The sequence below is a fragment of the Clostridium tetani genome, from assembly GCF_900167265.1.
Classification (GTDB): domain Bacteria; phylum Bacillota; class Clostridia; order Clostridiales; family Clostridiaceae; genus Clostridium_G; species Clostridium_G tetani.
Genome location: NZ_FUWT01000002.1, coordinates 282,577 through 300,062 on the forward strand (window position 1 = coordinate 282,577; position 17,486 = coordinate 300,062).

Consider the following 17,486-nt stretch of genomic DNA (forward strand, 5'->3'; position numbering starts at 1 on the left):
AAATGTATGCAAATAACGCTTATAATACTTATAAAACAAATAGTGTAAACTATGCTTCTAAAGAACAGCTTTTATTAATGGTATTAGATGGAGCAGTTAAATTCTCGAAAATAGCAAAACAAGGAATAGAAGAAAAAGACATAGTAAAAGCACATGAAAATATAATAAAAACTCAAAATATTTTCTACGAACTTATGGCAACTTTAGATGTAGAACAGGGCGGACAATGGGCAGAAAATTTAATGAGAATTTACGATTTTATAGTTCAAAAACTACTAGAAGCAAACATAAAAAAAGATGTAAAAGTAATGAATGAAATTATACCTCTAATAGAAGACATAAGAGACACTTGGCATGAAGCTTATAAGATTGCTAAAAATGCAAGATGATAAAAATAAGGAGTGATAAACCATGATTAGTGGATTAGGTGGAAATGGCGGACTTAGATTTGGTGGACTTGCATCAGGAATAGATACTGATGATATTATAAAAAAAATGTTGGCAGGTCAACAGGCAAAAGTAGACAAAGCTAAACAAGAAAAACAACAAGTTGAATGGAAACAAGAAATATATAGAGACATAATAAAGGATATAAAAGAACTTCAAAATACTTATTTTGATATAACAAAAAAAGATAGCTTAAATTCAGGAAAGGCTTTTTACGATTTCGCATCAAAAAGTTCTAATGAAGGTATAATAACAGCATCAGCTGGACAAGGAGCTATAGAGGGAATTTATAAAGTAAAAGTAAATAAATTAGCTAAAGGTGCTCAGGCATATAAACAATTAGGAACTGATGTTACCAATAGCAATAAATTAAAAGATTTAGGTATAGAAACTAAAGATTTTACTATAACTGTAGATGGTAAAGATTTTAAAGTTAAGCTTGATAAAGGTGAGGACTCAACTGTAGGAGATTTAGTAAGTTCCATAAAAAATGCTACAACAGCCGATGGAAAAGAAAAGCTTTCAAAATATGTAAATGTATCTTTTAGTGAAATATCTAAGAGAATGGTTATTGAAACTAAGGAAACTGGGAAAGAGCAAATAATGTCCATAACTGGTGGTAGCATTTTTGGAACTGATTTTTCAGCAAAAGGAGAAGATGCTGAGATACAAGTAATTACCCCAGATGGAGGCACAGGAACTGTAAATAATGCAAAAAATAATTTCATCTTAGATGGTATTTCCTTTAATTTAAAAAGCATTTCTGAAAAACAAGAGGTTAATCTTGAAATTACAAAGGATGTAGATAAAACCGTTGATAGATTTAAAGATTTTATGAAAAAATACAATAATGTAGTAGAAAAAATAAATGGTAAACTTACAGAAAAGAAAGCTTATAAATATAAACCATTAACAGAAGCACAAAGAAAGGAAATGAAAGAAGACGAAATAAAAAAATGGGAGGAGAAAGCCAAGGAAGGTATATTAAGAAACGATCCTAACCTTGAAAAAATGTTAAGGGAATTAAGAAGCACTTTTTTTGCTGAAGTTGAAGGAAGTAGTGAATCCTTTGGAAGACACATAGGTTTAGATACAACTAAATATGCTAAAACAGCAGGTCAAATCAGATTTGTAGAAGGTGGAGAAGAAAAGTTTAAAAAAGCTCTTTTAGAAAGACCAGAAGATATAATGGAGTTATTTACTAAAAAAGCAGACAAAAATGATTTGGATAACTTAAGAAAATTACAGAACCTAAGTAAATCTAAAAAAATTACAGCTGACCAACGCAAAGAACTTATAGAAGTTGAAAAAAGAGTATATAACAATTCAGGAATAATGACTAGAATTGATAACATTTTAAAAGATTATGTAGGATTACCAGGAAATACATTAAATAGCTCAATATTAACTAAATACGCAAATAAACAAGAAGATCATAGTGTAACAGGTGTTGTTTCATCAAATAATTTACCTGACCAAATTTATAGAAAAGATAATTTAATAAAAGAATTAGACAAGAAACTAAGAGAAAAAGAAGAAAGACTATATAAGCAATTTGCAATGATGGAAAAAGCAATGACTAAATATAATGCTCAAGCAGGATGGCTAGCACAACAATTTGGTGGAGGAATGTAAAGTTTAGAGGAGAGATTATATGGATTTAAAAACTTATTTAGAAGAATTCAGGGATATAACTCTAGACACCATAGATGCATTTAAGAAGGAAGAATATGAGTTAGGGGATAAGCTTTTAGATAAACGAAGAAAAACCATAGGAAGAATAGAAGAAATAGAGTATACCATAGAAGAATTTCGTGCCTTAGATGGAGAGTTTCAACTAAGGGATTTAAATAAAGAATTAGAATATACTATAGAAAAAGAAAGACAAAAGATAAGAAAAGAATTAGATGAAATAAATCTAAGAAGAAACACTAATAATGGTTATAATACACAAAATAAAAGTGTAATATTTAGCAGAAAAATTTAAGTAGAAAAGTGGAAAAATGTGTTGAAATTTATAAAAATATGTTATATAATGTATACATACTAAAAAATATAAAAATACTTTAAATTGATCCCACATGTTTCAATGGTTTGCCCTTGAAACTCCCCAAAAGGGGCTATCTTAAGATTTTATTTTGAGATAGCCCCTTTAAATTATTTTTAAATATATGTAAAGTAATTATTTTTTATGTCGAATATTATAATAGGAATCAAGAAATAAAAATAAAGTAAAAAAGAAATAAAAAAGTGTAAAGTAACCTAAAAGTTCTACGATAATTATAATAAGATAAAGCAATACATATTATTAAACAAATATAATTATTATTTAATAATATATATTGTAAAACTTAGAATAGTATGTTATACTGAAAAGGGTATCTTTAGAAGATACTATAAAATTTGATTTAAGAGTCATTTTGACTTTTAAAAATAAATAAAAAAGGTGAACAAGGAAGTTCACTACAATATCAAGGAGGAATACATAAATGATTATTAATCACAATTTAAACGCAATGAATGCACACAGACAAATGGGAATCAACATTGGAAATGCTGGAAAGGCTACTGAAAAATTAAGCTCAGGTTTAAGAATAAACAGAGCTGGAGATGATGCAGCAGGATTAGCAATTTCTGAAAAAATGAGAGGACAAATAAGAGGACTTAACCAAGCTTCAAGAAATGCTCAAGATGGTATATCTTTAATCCAAACAGCTGAAGGTGCTTTAAACGAAACTCACGCAATTCTTCACAGAATGAAAGAATTAACTGTACAAGCAGCTAACGATACAAACGTAACAGTTGATAAAGATAACTTACAACTTGAAATAAAAGAATTACAAAGCGAAATAAACAGAATAGCTTCACAAACTCAATTCAACACTAAAACTTTATTAAATGGAAGTTTAAGTAAATCAGCACTTACATTCCAAATAGGAGCAAATGCTGGACAAACAATAACATTAACAATTGGAGACATGACAACAAGTGGATTAAAGTTAGCTTCTATAAATATAGGTGGAGCTAAGGGAGCAGCATCAATAAGTTCACAACTTAAAACTATAGATACAGCATTAAACGAAGTTTCAAAAGAAAGAGCTAAACTTGGAGCTAACCAAAACAGATTAGAACATACTATAGCTAACGTAAACAATGCTTCAGAAAACTTACAAGCAGCTGAATCAAGAGTAAGAGACGTAGATATGGCTAAAGAAATGATGAACTTTAGCAAGAATAACATATTACAACAAGCTGCTCAAGCTATGCTTGCTCAAGCTAACCAAGCACCACAAGGAATACTACAATTATTAAGATAAGTGACACTCTAAATCTTCGATTTAGATAGTGGAATTTACTCCTACCACCCAAAAGGTGTGTAGGAGTTTCCTTTTTAAAAGACAGAGTAAACTCTCTGTCTTTTTTTGGTGAAGAAAATATATATTAAAGTTATTTTGTAGAATAACGATATATAATAGGAAAAGGAAAAATAATTAGAGGTGAAGTATGGATACTTTTACAAAAAAAACCTTAGAAGATTTAAGTAACTTTAATGAAATAGATAATGAATACTCTTTAGAAAAAAGTAAAGATAATAAAAATATAATAAGAATAAATAAAGAAGGAAAAAAAGTATATTTAGGAAGTAAATATAATGTACAAAGAGATGTAGATAAATTTTTAGAAGATTTAGAGAATATAAGTCCTATAAGTATAATAGTGGTTTTTGGGCTAGCTTCTGGAGAACACATAAAAGAGCTTTTAAATAAATTAGAAGAAAATAATAAAGTTTTAATAATAGAGTCTGATAAAAATGTATTGGATAAATTTTTAGAAATAGAATATGCAGAAGAATTACTTAAGGATGATAGAATATCTTTATACTTATATCAAAAAGGAGAAATGGAAGTTTTCTTTGCCAATAGCATAAATAGTATAACTGTAAAAAACAATATTAAATTTAAAATATCTTTTAATTATAATAATATTTACAAAAAAGAACTAGTAGAAACTTATAATGCTTTAAAAAAGGTTGTTGAAAATTCATTAACGAATAACGCTACAACTAAAAGTTTTTCAGAAACTTTTGCCAAGGCGTTTATAAACAATTTAAAACATATAGTAGAAGCTACCCCTATAAATTACTTTGAAAATGAATTTAAAAATAAACCTGCCATAGTAGTTTCCGCAGGCCCATCACTGGAGAAAAATGTATATAAATTAAAAGAAATTCAGAATAATTTTATAATAATAACAGGTGCTAGAAGTCTAAGCACATTAATCAAGAATGACATAATTCCAGATTTCATATGTATGATAGATCCGGGAGATATAAATTGTAAATTTATAGAGAATTATTTAGATTATAAAATTCCATTAATATTTTATGAAAACACTAGTTACAAAGCTATGAATTTACATAAAGGATCTAAGATATTATTTTCGGGAGATTCCTTGATTTCCTCTATATTAGAATATGATATAGAAAATTTACTATCAGGAGGATCTGTAGCACATAACTGTGCATCATTTGCTTCCTATATAGGATGTAATCCTATTACTTTTATAGGACAGGATTTTGCTTACACAGGAGAAAAATTTCACACAGATTCCTCTGCTTTTAAGGAAAATAATAAAGTAGAGAATAAAATAGACTTTATAGAAGTTAAGGGTGTTTTTGGTGATCTGGTAAAGACAGATCAAAAGCTAAATCTTTATAAAACTAATATGGAAGATATAATAAAACATTATAATAATATAACCTTTATAAATAGTACCGAAGGTGGAGCTAATATGGAGGGGACTATAGTTCAACCTTTGAGCAAAACCATAGATGAATATGGAAAAGAAAAAATAAAAAAAGAAAAAATAAAAAGTATATTAAATCATCCCCCTATTATAGAAAAAGAAAAAATAATAAAATATCTAGAAGAAAGTAAAAAAATATTAAAGGAAATATACAAGAAATCAGAAATCGCCTTAGGATATTCTAATGATATTTATTTATCCTATAAACATGGAAAAAATATTAATACAAATAATATAAATAAGAAATTAGATAAAATAGATTCTTACATAAAAGACAATAGAGACAGGATAGAATTAGTAAATTCACTACTATTTGAGGTTATAGAAAATGTATTATGTAATCCCGAATACATGTTAATGTCTAAAGATGATGAGAGAGAAATGGGAATAAAGATATCAGGAAAAAGTAGAACATTATATAAAGGCATAAAGGATAAAATAAAACAATTTATACCTATATTAGAAGATGGAATAAAAAGGCTAAAGGAGGAAGAAGTATAATGGAGCAAAAATTAGAAGCTTTAGAAACAGCAAAAAACTATATAGATAATTTAAAAGAAGGCATTGATAATATATATAACTATATATCTGAAGGTAAAGAAAACATTGCATTAAGCTTAATACCAGATTTTGCAGAGGGGATAGAATGGTTGTCTCAAATTTTAGTTTTAACTAAAGATGTACATAAAAAAGACTTAAATATGGATAAGTTAAATGATATATTAAACGAAGTAGTAGAAGCTATAGAAAATGAAGATTATATATTAGTAGGAGATTTATTTAAATACGAAATATATGAAACCTTAGATGAATTACAACAGAATATTTAATGAGTAGGTGATTTTATGTTAAATAATAAATCGATATTAATTACAGGTGGTACAGGTTCCTTTGGTAAAAGATTTACTGAAAAGATTTTAGAAAAATATGATGTGAAAAAAATAATAATATATTCAAGAGATGAATTTAAGCAGGATTTAATGAAAAAGGAATTTGCATTAAAATATCCAGAAAAAATAGACAAGCTTAGATTTTTTATAGGGGATGTAAGGGATAAAGATAGATTATATAGAGCTTTTAATGGAGTGGATTATATTGTGCATGCTGCAGCTATGAAACAAGTTCCAGCTTGTGAATACAATCCCTTTGAAGCTATTAAAACTAATATTCATGGAGCACAAAACATAATAGATGCAGCATTGGATAGAGGAATTAAAAAAGTTGTGGCACTTTCTACAGATAAGGCAGTTAATCCAATAAATTTATATGGAGGAACAAAATTAGTATCTGATAAACTTTTTATTGCTGCTAATGCCTATTCAGGATTTGATGGAACTATATTCTCAGTAGTTAGATATGGTAATGTAGCAGGAAGCAGAGGCTCTGTAATTCCATTTTTTAAATCATTAATAGAAAATGGATGTAAGGAACTTCCTATAACTGATTTTAGAATGACTAGATTTTGGATTACACTAGAACAAGGTGTGGAATTAGTATTTAAAGCTTTAGAAGAATCTAGGGGAGGAGAAACTTATATTTCTAAAATACCTTCATTTAAAATAACTGATTTGGCAAAGGTGATGTTATCAGATTGTAAACTTAAAGAAGTAGGTATAAGAGAAGGAGAAAAACTTCATGAAGTAATGATTACAAAGGATGATTCAAGATATACCTATGAATATCCAAAACATTATATAGTATATCCTCATTTTGATTGGTGGAATTCAGGAAAATATTTTACACCTGGTGGAAAATTAATAAAAGAGGGATTTGAATATGATTCGGGAACTAATAGTGAGTGGTTAGGAGTAGAGGAGTTAAAAAAAGAATTGGTTAAGCTAGGAGAATAAATTTTTGGAGGAGTTAATTTTATGAGTATTAGTCTTGATATTAATGGTAGAAAAATAGGAGAGAATTACCCTGCATATATTGTAGCAGAAATTGGAGCTAATCACAATGGAGATGTAAATTTAGCTAAAAGAATGATAGAAGTTGCAGCAGAATGTGGAGTAGATGCTGTTAAGTTTCAAACATATACAGCTAAAGAATTAGTATCAGATACAGATAGAATTTTAACTTGGGGACCTTGTGGTAAACAAAAAACTGAAACTATTGGTAAAATGTTTGATAGAATTGCATTACCAAGAGAAGCTCATAAAGAAGTATTTGAATATGCTAATAAATTAGGGTTAATGGCTTTTTCTACTCCTTTTAGTATAAAAGGAGTAGAATTCTTAAATGAATTAGAAGTTCCATGTTTTAAAGTTGCAGCATCAGATGTAGATTATTTAGATATATTAAAGGAAATTGGTAAAACTAAAAAGCCTGTTATGTTATCATTGGGAAAATGTACATTAGGTGAAGCTGATTTAGCTATAGAAACATTAATTGAATCTGGGTGTGAAAAAATCGTTATAATGCATTGTGTTTCACAGTATCCATCACCTATTAATGAAATGAATTTGAAGGTTATTGAGGGATTAAAGAGTATTTATCCGGAATTTGTTATAGGTTTTTCTGATCATTCTATGGGGATTACTGCAGATTTAGGGGCTGTTGCATTAGGGGCAAGAGTTATAGAAAAACATTTTACATTGGATAAAAATACGGATGGACCAGATCATTGGTTTAGTATGGATCCTGAAGACATGAAGAGTTTAGTAAGAGAGGTTAGAAATTTGGAGGCAGCAATGGGGCATCCAAGGAAACGAGTATTAAAATGTGAAGAACAGGGAAGAAAAAACTCTATTAGATCTTTAGTAGTTAATAGAGATATTATGAAAGGTGAAGTTATAAAGAAAGAAGATTTAGTAGCTTTAAGGCCTGGATATGGAATTAAACCTTATGATAAAGAGAAAATTATTGGATTGAAAATAAAGAAAGAATTAAAATCAGGTACTGTGTTAACATGGGATTGTTTTAAATAAAATATTAAAAAATAGATACTTGAATTTTTGTAATATTAAGTAGAAAAGAGGGGGACTTTATGAAAAAAGTTACTTGTATTATACAAGCTAGGACAGGATCAACAAGGTTACCTAATAAAGTATTAAAGAAAATTAATAACAAAATGATTTTAGAATATGTGATAGACAGGATTAAAAGATGTAGAAATATACATAATATTATTATTGCAACTACTGAAAATAAAGATGATGATATTATACAGAAAATAGCAGAAAAAAATAAAGTATTATGTTATAGGGGATCTCAATATGATGTTTTAGAAAGATATGCTAAAGCTTCTAAAATAGTAGATACTGATATAGTGGTAAGAATTACAAGTGATTGCCCTTTAATAGATACAAAATTAGTAGATGAAACAATAAGATTTTACCGAGAAAATAACTATGATTATGTTGTACCTAAAGGTAAGAATGGAATAATAAGAGGGCTAGATACAGAAGTTTTTTCAAAAAAATTATTACTTGAAATACATGAAAAAGCAAAAGACGATTATTGTAGAGAGCATGTAACACCATATATATATAGAAATCCTGAAATATATTCAATTGGTAGATATAATGTTTCAGAAGAATTACAACATTCTAATTGGAGGTTATGTGTAGACGAAGAAAATGACTATACATTTATTAAAAAAATAATTTCAGAATTACAAAACAAAGATGATTTTGATATTTATGATATTATTTGTATATTAAATAAAAAGCCTGAACTATTACAAATAAATAGAACTGTAAAACAAAGGTCAGGTACAGATTTTAAATAAAGTAAACATATAATTTATAATTAATATATTTACTTGAAAAGGTGTGGAAAAATTGAAAAGTAAAATCTTTTTATATGCAGAAGGAAGTTTTAAACTTGGATTAGGCAATATTTATAGAACTATAGCTTTAGGAAAAGAAATTTTAAAAAAGTGTTTTACAGAAGTTTATTTTATAACTAGTAGCGATATATATATTCAAGATATAATACGCAAAGCATCTATGTCTATAATAGTGTTTAAGGATTATAATCAATTTTTTGATATTGTTAAAGCTAATAATCCAGATGTTTTAATAATTGATCAAACCAATATTTCAGTGGAACTAGCAAAACATATTCGTACCTATGTTAAAAAGTTGGTTCATATAGGAAATGTGTCAAAGGCTAATGAATTTGCTGATGTTGTTATTAATGCAATTATTGGCACAAACTATAAAAATAAAGTAAGAGTAGATGAGTTTAATACTAAATATCTTGAGGGACCTAAATATTTGTCTTTACGTGACGAATTTTATGACAAAGAAGGTTCTTATAAATATACAGGAGAGTTGAATAAAATTTTACTTTCTTTTGGTGGAACTGATCAAGCTAATTTGACTACTAAGGTTCTTAGGAATTTAAATAGGTTGTCAACTAGAAAAAAAATATATATTATTAAAGGAGCTGGATTTAAATTTGATAATGAATTATTTAAAGAAATACAAAAAAATAAAAAACATATAGTAAAAGTATTTAAAAATGTATCTAATATGTCAGAGATTATGCTAAAATCAGATTTAATATTTACATCTCCAGGGACAACTTTATATGAAGCATGTAGTCTTAAAATTCCAGCTATAGCTTTTTGTCAAACAAAAGAACAGAAGAATATGCATAAAGATTATAAATTTGTTTTTGACTTTTATGAGGTTAATAATTTTGAAAAAGTTATGATTGATCTTTATGAAAGTTATGATTCTTATCTACAGTATATTAATAAATTTCATTTTGGCGAAGGAAAGAAAGAAATAGTAAAGGAATGTTCTACTTGCAATTAGGAAATTGTTAATTATATAAGGAGGATAAAACAATGATTTTAGTAACAGGAGCAACGGGATTTATAGGTAATTATCTTGTAGAAAGATTATTTAAGGATAATGTAGATGTTTTAGCGATTGGAAGAAATAGGAAATGTGAAGCTTATTATAAGTCTAAAGGTATTCCCTTTATTTTTTTAGATGTAACTAAAAAGGATGACTTTGAAAAATTACCTAAATCAGGAATAGATGCAGTTGTACATTTAGCTGCAGTGATTCCAGAGCATAGAGATTCAAATATATCTGGAGGAGATTTATTAAAAATTAATGCTTTAGGAACGTGGAATGCTTTAGAGTATTGCAGAAAAAATAATATAAAAAAATTTATTTATACTACTTCTCACTATGAAGCTAGTAATGTGAAAGATATTCTAATTAATAAAGATATAGTAGATTACATTAATAAAGGTGATCATGTTGAATATATTATATCTAAAATTGCTGGAGCTCAATATGTACAGTATTTTAATGAGGAATATGGAATGCAAGGAATTATTTTAAGAACTACTTGTATACGAGGGTATAGTAAATATTTAAAATTTAGACAAGAAAAAAAAGTTCCTAAAAGTTTTTGGGAAAAGTTTATTATTAAAGCATATAATAGTGAACCTATTGAAATATGGGGCGATTGTTCAACCCACTTAAGAGATCATTTGTATGTAAAAGATGCTGTAGAGTGTATTGTAAAAGCCATAAATAGTAAGAAAGCAAAAGGAAGATATAATATGGCGTCAGGTAAAGGAATTACATTTGAAGAAGAAGTTAAGACAATAGTAGATGTGTTTTCTCCGAAAGACAATAAGTCAAAAATTATTTATAAACCTGAAAAGGAAAATCAAATTGATAGGAGTTGGGTATATGATATTAGTGGAACAATAAAGGATTTAGATTGGCAACCACAGTATTCAACTAGAGAATATCTTCAAGATATTAAAAATGGTATGGAAAAGGATGGTTATTTTGATGAATTATAAAAAATCAATAAAAGATATAATTCCTCATTCGAAACCATATATTTCAGAAAATGATAAAAAGTATATATTAAATGTAATGAATAGTGGAATGATTAGTTCTGGAGAAAAAGTTAAAGAATTTGAACAGCAAGTATCCAAATATATAGGAGTAAAAAATGGGATAGCTACTTCAAGTGGTACAATGTCAGTAGTGTTTTCTTTAAAAGCTTTAGACATTAAAAAAGGTGATGAAGTAATAATACCTACTTATTTATGTCCATGTATTTTAGAAGCTGTGTTAGCAGTAGAAGCTACACCAGTTCTTTGTGATGTTGATACAGAATGGATTTTAAGTAAAAAAACAGTAGAACCTCATATTACCACTAATACAAAAGCAATTATTGTTCCACATATATGTGGAATTTCTGTAAAGATAGAAGATTTATTAGAGTTTGGTATACCAATAATTGAAGATATAGCTCAAGCCTTTGGCGGAATGCTAAATAATAGAAAAATTGGTACTTATGGTGATTTTACAGTTTGTTCATTTGGAGCAATAAAATGTTTAACTACAGGTGAAGGTGGAATGGTGCTTACTAACAATGATGAAATGTGTGAAAAGATTAGGAAGTTTAAAGTTTTTTCTCCTATGAGTGATATTCAAGCTATGCTTGGAATTAGTCAGTTAAAAATGTATGATTTTTTCTTAGAAAGAAGAAAAAAAATAGCAAATATGTATTTAAAGGAATTTAGTATATTTGAGGGACTATGTATGAGTGATGATTTAAAAAATAGAGATATGTTTTTTAGATTTCCATTAAATTTAAATTTTAATGAAGTAAAAGATGCTTTTTTAAAAAAGAATGTTATTGTTCGTCAGTTTATTGATTTTTTACTTCATAGGATTTTAAAATTAGATAGTAAAAATTATCCTAATGCAGAATATTTTTTTAAAAACACTATAAGTATTCCTATCTATCCTGCATTAACTGATTATGAAGTAGAGTATATTATAGATACTACAAAAAGTATTATAAATGAAATAAAATTGTATAATTAGATGTAATTGTTTAATTTTATTAAATGGTAGGAAGTAGTGTTATAATGAGGAGAGGGTTATTTAATGAAAACTATATTGATTCTTGGAGCAGGACAGTTTCAAGTTCCGCTTATAAAAAAAGCTAAAGAGTTAGGATATAAAACAATTGTTACAGATTACGATAGTAAAGCAGAGGGATTTAAATTTGCTGATATAGCATTACATATAAGTACGCTAGATAAAGAAAAAACATTACAGGTAGCAAAAAGATATAATATAGATGGAATTTTAACTACTTCTGATTTTCCAGTAAGAACAGTAGCATATGTTTGTGAAAAAATGAATTTAATGGGGTTATCTTCTAGAGCTGCTGAAATAAGTACAGATAAATTTTTATTAAGAGAATGTATGAAAAAAAATAATATTCCTTGTCCTAGGTATTTATTAGTGAATGATAAAAAAGATATATGTAATAAAAAATTAGAAGGCTTTGAATTTCCTTTAATAATAAAACCTGTTGATTCATCAGCTAGTAGAGGCGTTTGTAAAGTATATAATTTACAAGAACTAAAATTAGCCTATGAAGAATCATATCATTATAGTAAATCAGGGAAAGTAATATTAGAGGAATTTTTAGATGGACCAGAATATAGTGTTGAAACATTAACTCAAAATGGAACAAATAATATAGTTGCAATAACAGAAAAGCACACCTCAGGTTATCCACATTCTGTAGAAGATAGACACATAGTACCTGCTTACTTGAACAAAGAACAAGAGTATAAAATTAAAGATATGGTTAATAAGATTATAAATGCTATAAGAATAGATAATAGTTCATCTCATGCTGAAATTAAATTAACAGAAAAGGGACCTGTTCTTATAGAAATAGGATCTAGATTGGGAGGAGATTATATAACATCTGATTTGGTTCCATTATCTACAGGTATAGATATGTTAGAAAATATTATCAATATTAGCATTGGTAAAGAATTAAGATTATCAAACGAAGAAATAAAGTATTCAGGTATTCAATTTATTACTTATGAAAACTATGAAAAAGTTAAAAGCAATGAGATAAATATTAAAAAAGATAGTTCTATTATGAAATTTTATTTTGATCATAATAAAAAAAATGAACTAAAAAGTTCTTTGGATAGAAGTGGGTTTTATATTGCTCGTAGTAACAACAAAGATGAATTAATTAATACTTTAGATAAATATGTAAAATAGATAAAAAGAAAGGGTTAAACTATATGACTGAAAAAGAATTTAAAACAAAAGTATGTCAATTAAAAGAACTTAAACAATCTATTGAATTTAATATATATCATGGAAAATATGATGAAGCAAAGAAGTTATTGAGAGACTATGAAAGTAATTTTAATTCAGTTATAACTATATGTACTACAAAAGCTGCAATATATGTAATTGAAGGTAACTTAGAACAAGCAGAGAAAGTACTTTTAAATGGATTGATGGAACTACCTTTTAATTATGAAGTAAGTTACAATTTAGGTATGGTATATGCATTTAAAGGACAATTTACAAAAAGTATAGAGTTTTATTTTAAAGCATTAAAATATGCAGATAGTAAAGAAAAGAAGGATATGTGTATTGAATCTATAGAAAATCTATCTGAAACCATAGCAGAAAAATTTCCAGGTGAGTTTTCAGAGTTTAAAGATAAATTTCAAAGTATAAAAAATAAGCTACAGGAAATAGATGCACGATCATTTCCATTAGATGGTAGTAAAGAAAGCTTAGTGGGAAGATTTATTAATGATGAAATAACAGAAGGACATTATGTTAATCTATATAAAATTGAAAGTTTTACAGAAATTGTACCTCAGCTTAGAACCTTGTATAAAACTGAAATGTTACAAGGACAAATCATAAATAAAGAAATAGAAATGGAAGTAAAAGAAGAAATAGTTCTTCCTATATCTGTAAAAAAGTTATATTCATATATTAATTTAAAAATAAATAACAGGGAATACAAAATTAATGATGTAAGGCCTAACATATTTTACTACTTACCTATTAGAGAGGAAGGTAAACTAACAATAAGTAGTAACAATGAGTTTTTTTTAGGAAATACTATAAAAATTAAAGATAAAGTTATAAAAGATAAACCAAAACTTATTTTATATTTATTTTTAGATGGTTTGTCACAAGAAGCAATAGAAGGAAACAAACTAAAAAATCTAATGCCTAAAACATATAATTTTTTTAATGATGGTTTAAAATTTAATAGTTGCTATTGTAATAGTGAGTGGACATTACCAGGACTTGCCACATTCTTTACTGGAAAATACACAACTAATCATAAGTTATTTCATTCAAATTGGACGTATAAAATTGGAAGTAATGAAAAACTTATGAGTGAGATATTTAAAGAAAACGGATATTTCACTACACAAATATGTAATGACTGGAGGAAAACTCCATTATATGGATATAATAAAGGTTTCGATAGAACTGTATATCAACCAGCTATAGACGGGATGGGGTGTGAGGAAGTTGTAATGGAAGCTATAGAGCATTTAGAAGCTTTTAAAGAGAAAAATAATTTTATGTGGCTTTCATTTGGGGATCTTCACAAAGTACCTGACAATATAGAACCTAGAATAAGTAGTCAAATAAAAGGGAGTCTTTATTCTAGAACTACTGAACAGGATAATGATGAAACCGTATTTAAAAGTTATGATGATAAAAAGATAGAGAGATATGAAACGGAAATTGAAAGATTAGATTTTTATTTAGGTATTTTGTATAATTACATAAATTCATTGTATTCCAAAGATGAAGTTTTAATACTATTAGTATCAGATCATGGACAAACATTTTTAAAGAAGGATAATGGCTTTTTACATGAAGGAAGGACTAGAGTGCCTTTACTTATCAAGGGGTTAAACACAGAAACAAAAAACATAGAAGATATAATTGAAAATGTGGATGTGTTACCAATGGTATTAAATTTTGCAAATATTAATTATGATTTAGATATAGATGGTAAATTACCTTCATGTTTAGATGGTAATTATAAAAGAGAGTATGCTTATACAGAATCCATATTTCCAGGACAAACTTATAAAGCCGCAATAAATGATTGCACTCATAGGTTTATGTTTGAATCTGAGAGCTTTGTTGAAAATGATGGTAGAGTGGATGTTGAAAATTTTAATGTTAGTTTGATACATAAAGAAACAGGATTAGACGAAAAAGATAAATTACAAGAAAAAGTAGAAAAATATTTAGAAGTAGTCTTTAATCACATAAAGAAAAATATAAAAATATAAATATTATAAAAAAAATGGTATTACTTAAAATTAAGAAATACCATTTTTAATTTATAAAAGTGTTCAATAACATGTAAATATATGTAGAAATTGAACGATAATAATATTAAGAAATTTTTATTTAGATATTATTGTAGATGAGGTGTTTAATTTTGAATCAAAAAAAGTTAAAAATATTAAAATTATTAAAAGATAATGGAGATGTAAGTCAAAGAAAATTAGCAGAATATACAGGTTTTGCATTAGGAACTATCAACAACATAATTAAAGAACTAGAAATAAATTCATACATAATAAAGAAATATGGAAATGGAAAGTTTTATTACAAGATAACAAATGAAGGAATAGAGGAAATTGAAAAAAGTTTTATAAAACTAGCTGTGATTTTAGCGGCAGGATTAGGAAGCAGGCTTAATAGTGTTACAGAAGATAATATCCCTAAAGGAATGTTAGAAATTGAAGGAAAATCTTTAGTAGAAAGAAGTATAAATAATCTTTTTGAAAATGGTATAGAGAGAATTATTATAGTTACAGGACATTTAAATAATTATTATGATGCCTTATATGAAAAGTACGAAAATATAAAAACAATTAAAAATAGTAATTATGCCAATACAGGGAGCATGGCATCTCTTGCAGTAGCTAAAGATTTAATAAAAGAGGATTTTTTACTTTTAGAAAGTGATCTTATTTATGAAAAAAGAGCTATTAAGGAACTTCAATATATAGATAAAAAAGATTGTGTACTTTTAAGCGGTAAAACTAATAGTGGAGATGAAGTCTATATAGAAGTAAGAGATAATAGTATTTATAAAGTTTCTAAAGACAAGCATGGATTAAATAGTATATATGGTGAATTAGTTGGAATAGTTAAAGTATCAATGGATTTATTTGAAAAAATGATGATTGAATATAGTAAGAATACTAATCCTCAATATCATTATGAATATGCTATTGAGGATTCAGCTAAAAGTTATGACGTTGGATATGAAAAAATAAAAGATTTAATTTGGGCAGAAATAGATGATCCAAACCATTTAAAAAGAGTTTTAAATAAAGTTATTCCAAAATTAAAAGAAAAAAATGAAATTTAAGGAGTGTCTTATATGAAGAAATTAATTAGTGTAGTTTTAAGCTTTATTATGACTGCAATGTTTTTTAGTGGATGTAACAGTAAATCTAATAGAGAGATAACAGTATATACAGCAGTAGAAGATAATTTAATAGAAGAATATATTCAAGGATTCAATAAAGTTAATTCGGATATTAAAGTGAATATAGTAAGGGGATCTACTGGAGATATTACTTCTAAACTGTTAGCAGAAAAAGATAAGCCAGTTGCAGATGTAGTATGGGGGTTGGCTGCCACAAGTTTAATAGTTTTAGATGAAACAGAATTATTAAAACCTTGTAAAGTAGAGGGATTAAAAAATATTAATCCTAAATTTATAGATACTAAAAATAAGGAGCCACATTGGATCGGATTAAGTTTATGGACAAATGCTATAACTGCAAATTTAGAAGAAATGAAAAATAAAGGAGTAGAAATTCCCAAATCTTATAAAGAGTTATTAAAACCTGAATATAAAAATCAAATATCCATGCCTAATCCAGCCTCATCAGGTACAGGATTCATGTTTGTATCTTGTTTGATTCAAAGTTTAGGTGAAAAAGAGGCTTGGAGTTATTTAGATAAAATAAATGAAAGTATGAGAGTGTATGAACATTCAGGTATGGGACCAATTAAATCTACAGAAATGGGAGAACAATTTATAGGTCTAGGAATGGGTGGAGAAAGTCTACTAGAAGAAAAGAAACACAAGCAAATAAAGACGTTTTTTCCAAAAGAAGGGTTAGCTTGGGATATAGATGGACTTGGAATTATAAATAAAGAAAATGTAAATGATGATGCAGAAAAATTTGTAAACTATATACTCTCAGATGAAGCCATGGAAATTGAAGCTAAATCTAGAAATAGAATTGTTACATTAAAAAATCCTATTACAATAGAAGGATATCCTAAAAATGTTGTAGATATGTTATTTAAAAATGATTTAAATTGGGCATCTAATAATAAGTCAAAAATCATAGAGGAATGGAATAAAAGATATTCTGTTAACAAGAAATAATATTT

Annotated in this window: 16 protein-coding genes; all 16 read left to right on the forward strand. The window is 27.0% G+C overall.

Features of this window, described 5'->3' with window-relative positions; all coding sequences use genetic code 11:
• Positions 1 to 2 precede the first annotated feature (2 nt).
• Positions 3 to 389: a flagellar export chaperone FliS gene (gene fliS / locus B5D21_RS01325; protein WP_011099913.1), complete on the forward strand. Its 387-nt coding sequence runs from the start codon at positions 3 to 5 to the stop codon at positions 387 to 389.
• 22 nt (positions 390 to 411) lie between these two features.
• Positions 412 to 2,082 (forward strand): flagellar filament capping protein FliD, encoded by a 1,671-nt coding sequence (gene fliD / locus B5D21_RS01330; RefSeq protein ID WP_011099912.1) that lies wholly within the window; start codon positions 412 to 414, stop codon positions 2,080 to 2,082.
• Positions 2,083 to 2,101: 19 nt separating this feature from the next.
• Positions 2,102 to 2,434 (forward strand): flagellar protein FliT, encoded by a 333-nt coding sequence (fliT, locus tag B5D21_RS01335; RefSeq protein ID WP_011099911.1) that lies wholly within the window; start codon positions 2,102 to 2,104, stop codon positions 2,432 to 2,434.
• Between the two features lie 502 nt (positions 2,435 to 2,936).
• On the forward strand, positions 2,937 to 3,764 hold the full coding sequence (locus B5D21_RS01340) for a flagellin N-terminal helical domain-containing protein (RefSeq protein WP_011099910.1): 828 nt from the start codon (positions 2,937 to 2,939) through the stop codon (positions 3,762 to 3,764).
• 187 nt (positions 3,765 to 3,951) lie between these two features.
• On the forward strand, positions 3,952 to 5,754 hold the full coding sequence (locus B5D21_RS01345) for a motility associated factor glycosyltransferase family protein (RefSeq protein WP_011099909.1): 1,803 nt from the start codon (positions 3,952 to 3,954) through the stop codon (positions 5,752 to 5,754).
• The gene (locus tag B5D21_RS01350; RefSeq protein WP_011099908.1) at positions 5,754 to 6,083 is read left to right on the forward strand and encodes a DUF8042 domain-containing protein; all 330 of its coding nucleotides are present in this window, start codon (positions 5,754 to 5,756) and stop codon (positions 6,081 to 6,083) included. Before B5D21_RS01345 ends, B5D21_RS01350 begins: the two co-directional genes overlap by 1 nt.
• Before the next feature lie 15 nt (positions 6,084 to 6,098).
• On the forward strand, positions 6,099 to 7,103 hold the full coding sequence (gene pseB, locus B5D21_RS01355) for a UDP-N-acetylglucosamine 4,6-dehydratase (inverting) (protein ID WP_011099907.1): 1,005 nt from the start codon (positions 6,099 to 6,101) through the stop codon (positions 7,101 to 7,103).
• A 21-nt stretch (positions 7,104 to 7,124) separates the two neighbouring features.
• On the forward strand, positions 7,125 to 8,180 hold the full coding sequence (locus B5D21_RS01360) for an N-acetylneuraminate synthase family protein (protein ID WP_011099906.1): 1,056 nt from the start codon (positions 7,125 to 7,127) through the stop codon (positions 8,178 to 8,180).
• Between the two features lie 59 nt (positions 8,181 to 8,239).
• Entirely contained in the window at positions 8,240 to 8,983 is a 744-nt protein-coding gene (locus B5D21_RS01365) for a cytidylyltransferase domain-containing protein (RefSeq protein WP_011099905.1), read from the forward strand.
• 52 nt (positions 8,984 to 9,035) lie between these two features.
• Entirely contained in the window at positions 9,036 to 10,019 is a 984-nt protein-coding gene (locus B5D21_RS01370) for a PseG/SpsG family protein (RefSeq protein WP_035125067.1), read from the forward strand.
• A gap of 32 nt (positions 10,020 to 10,051) precedes the next feature.
• Positions 10,052 to 11,032, forward strand: coding sequence for an SDR family oxidoreductase (locus B5D21_RS01375; protein ID WP_011099903.1), 981 nt, complete (start codon positions 10,052 to 10,054; stop codon positions 11,030 to 11,032).
• Positions 11,022 to 12,071, forward strand: a complete 1,050-nt coding sequence (locus B5D21_RS01380; RefSeq protein ID WP_035125069.1) for a DegT/DnrJ/EryC1/StrS family aminotransferase — start codon at positions 11,022 to 11,024, stop codon at positions 12,069 to 12,071. Before B5D21_RS01375 ends, B5D21_RS01380 begins: the two co-directional genes overlap by 11 nt.
• A gap of 63 nt (positions 12,072 to 12,134) precedes the next feature.
• On the forward strand, positions 12,135 to 13,283 hold the full coding sequence (locus B5D21_RS01385) for an ATP-grasp domain-containing protein (RefSeq protein WP_011099901.1): 1,149 nt from the start codon (positions 12,135 to 12,137) through the stop codon (positions 13,281 to 13,283).
• Between the two features lie 23 nt (positions 13,284 to 13,306).
• Entirely contained in the window at positions 13,307 to 15,352 is a 2,046-nt protein-coding gene (locus tag B5D21_RS01390) for a sulfatase-like hydrolase/transferase (protein ID WP_011099900.1), read from the forward strand.
• 152 nt (positions 15,353 to 15,504) lie between these two features.
• Complete coding sequence (locus B5D21_RS01395) at positions 15,505 to 16,446, forward strand: phosphocholine cytidylyltransferase family protein (protein ID WP_128993697.1); 942 nt, start codon at positions 15,505 to 15,507, stop codon at positions 16,444 to 16,446.
• 12 nt (positions 16,447 to 16,458) lie between these two features.
• Positions 16,459 to 17,481, forward strand: coding sequence for a putative 2-aminoethylphosphonate ABC transporter substrate-binding protein (locus B5D21_RS01400; RefSeq protein WP_035125071.1), 1,023 nt, complete (start codon positions 16,459 to 16,461; stop codon positions 17,479 to 17,481).
• Positions 17,482 to 17,486 lie beyond the last annotated feature (5 nt).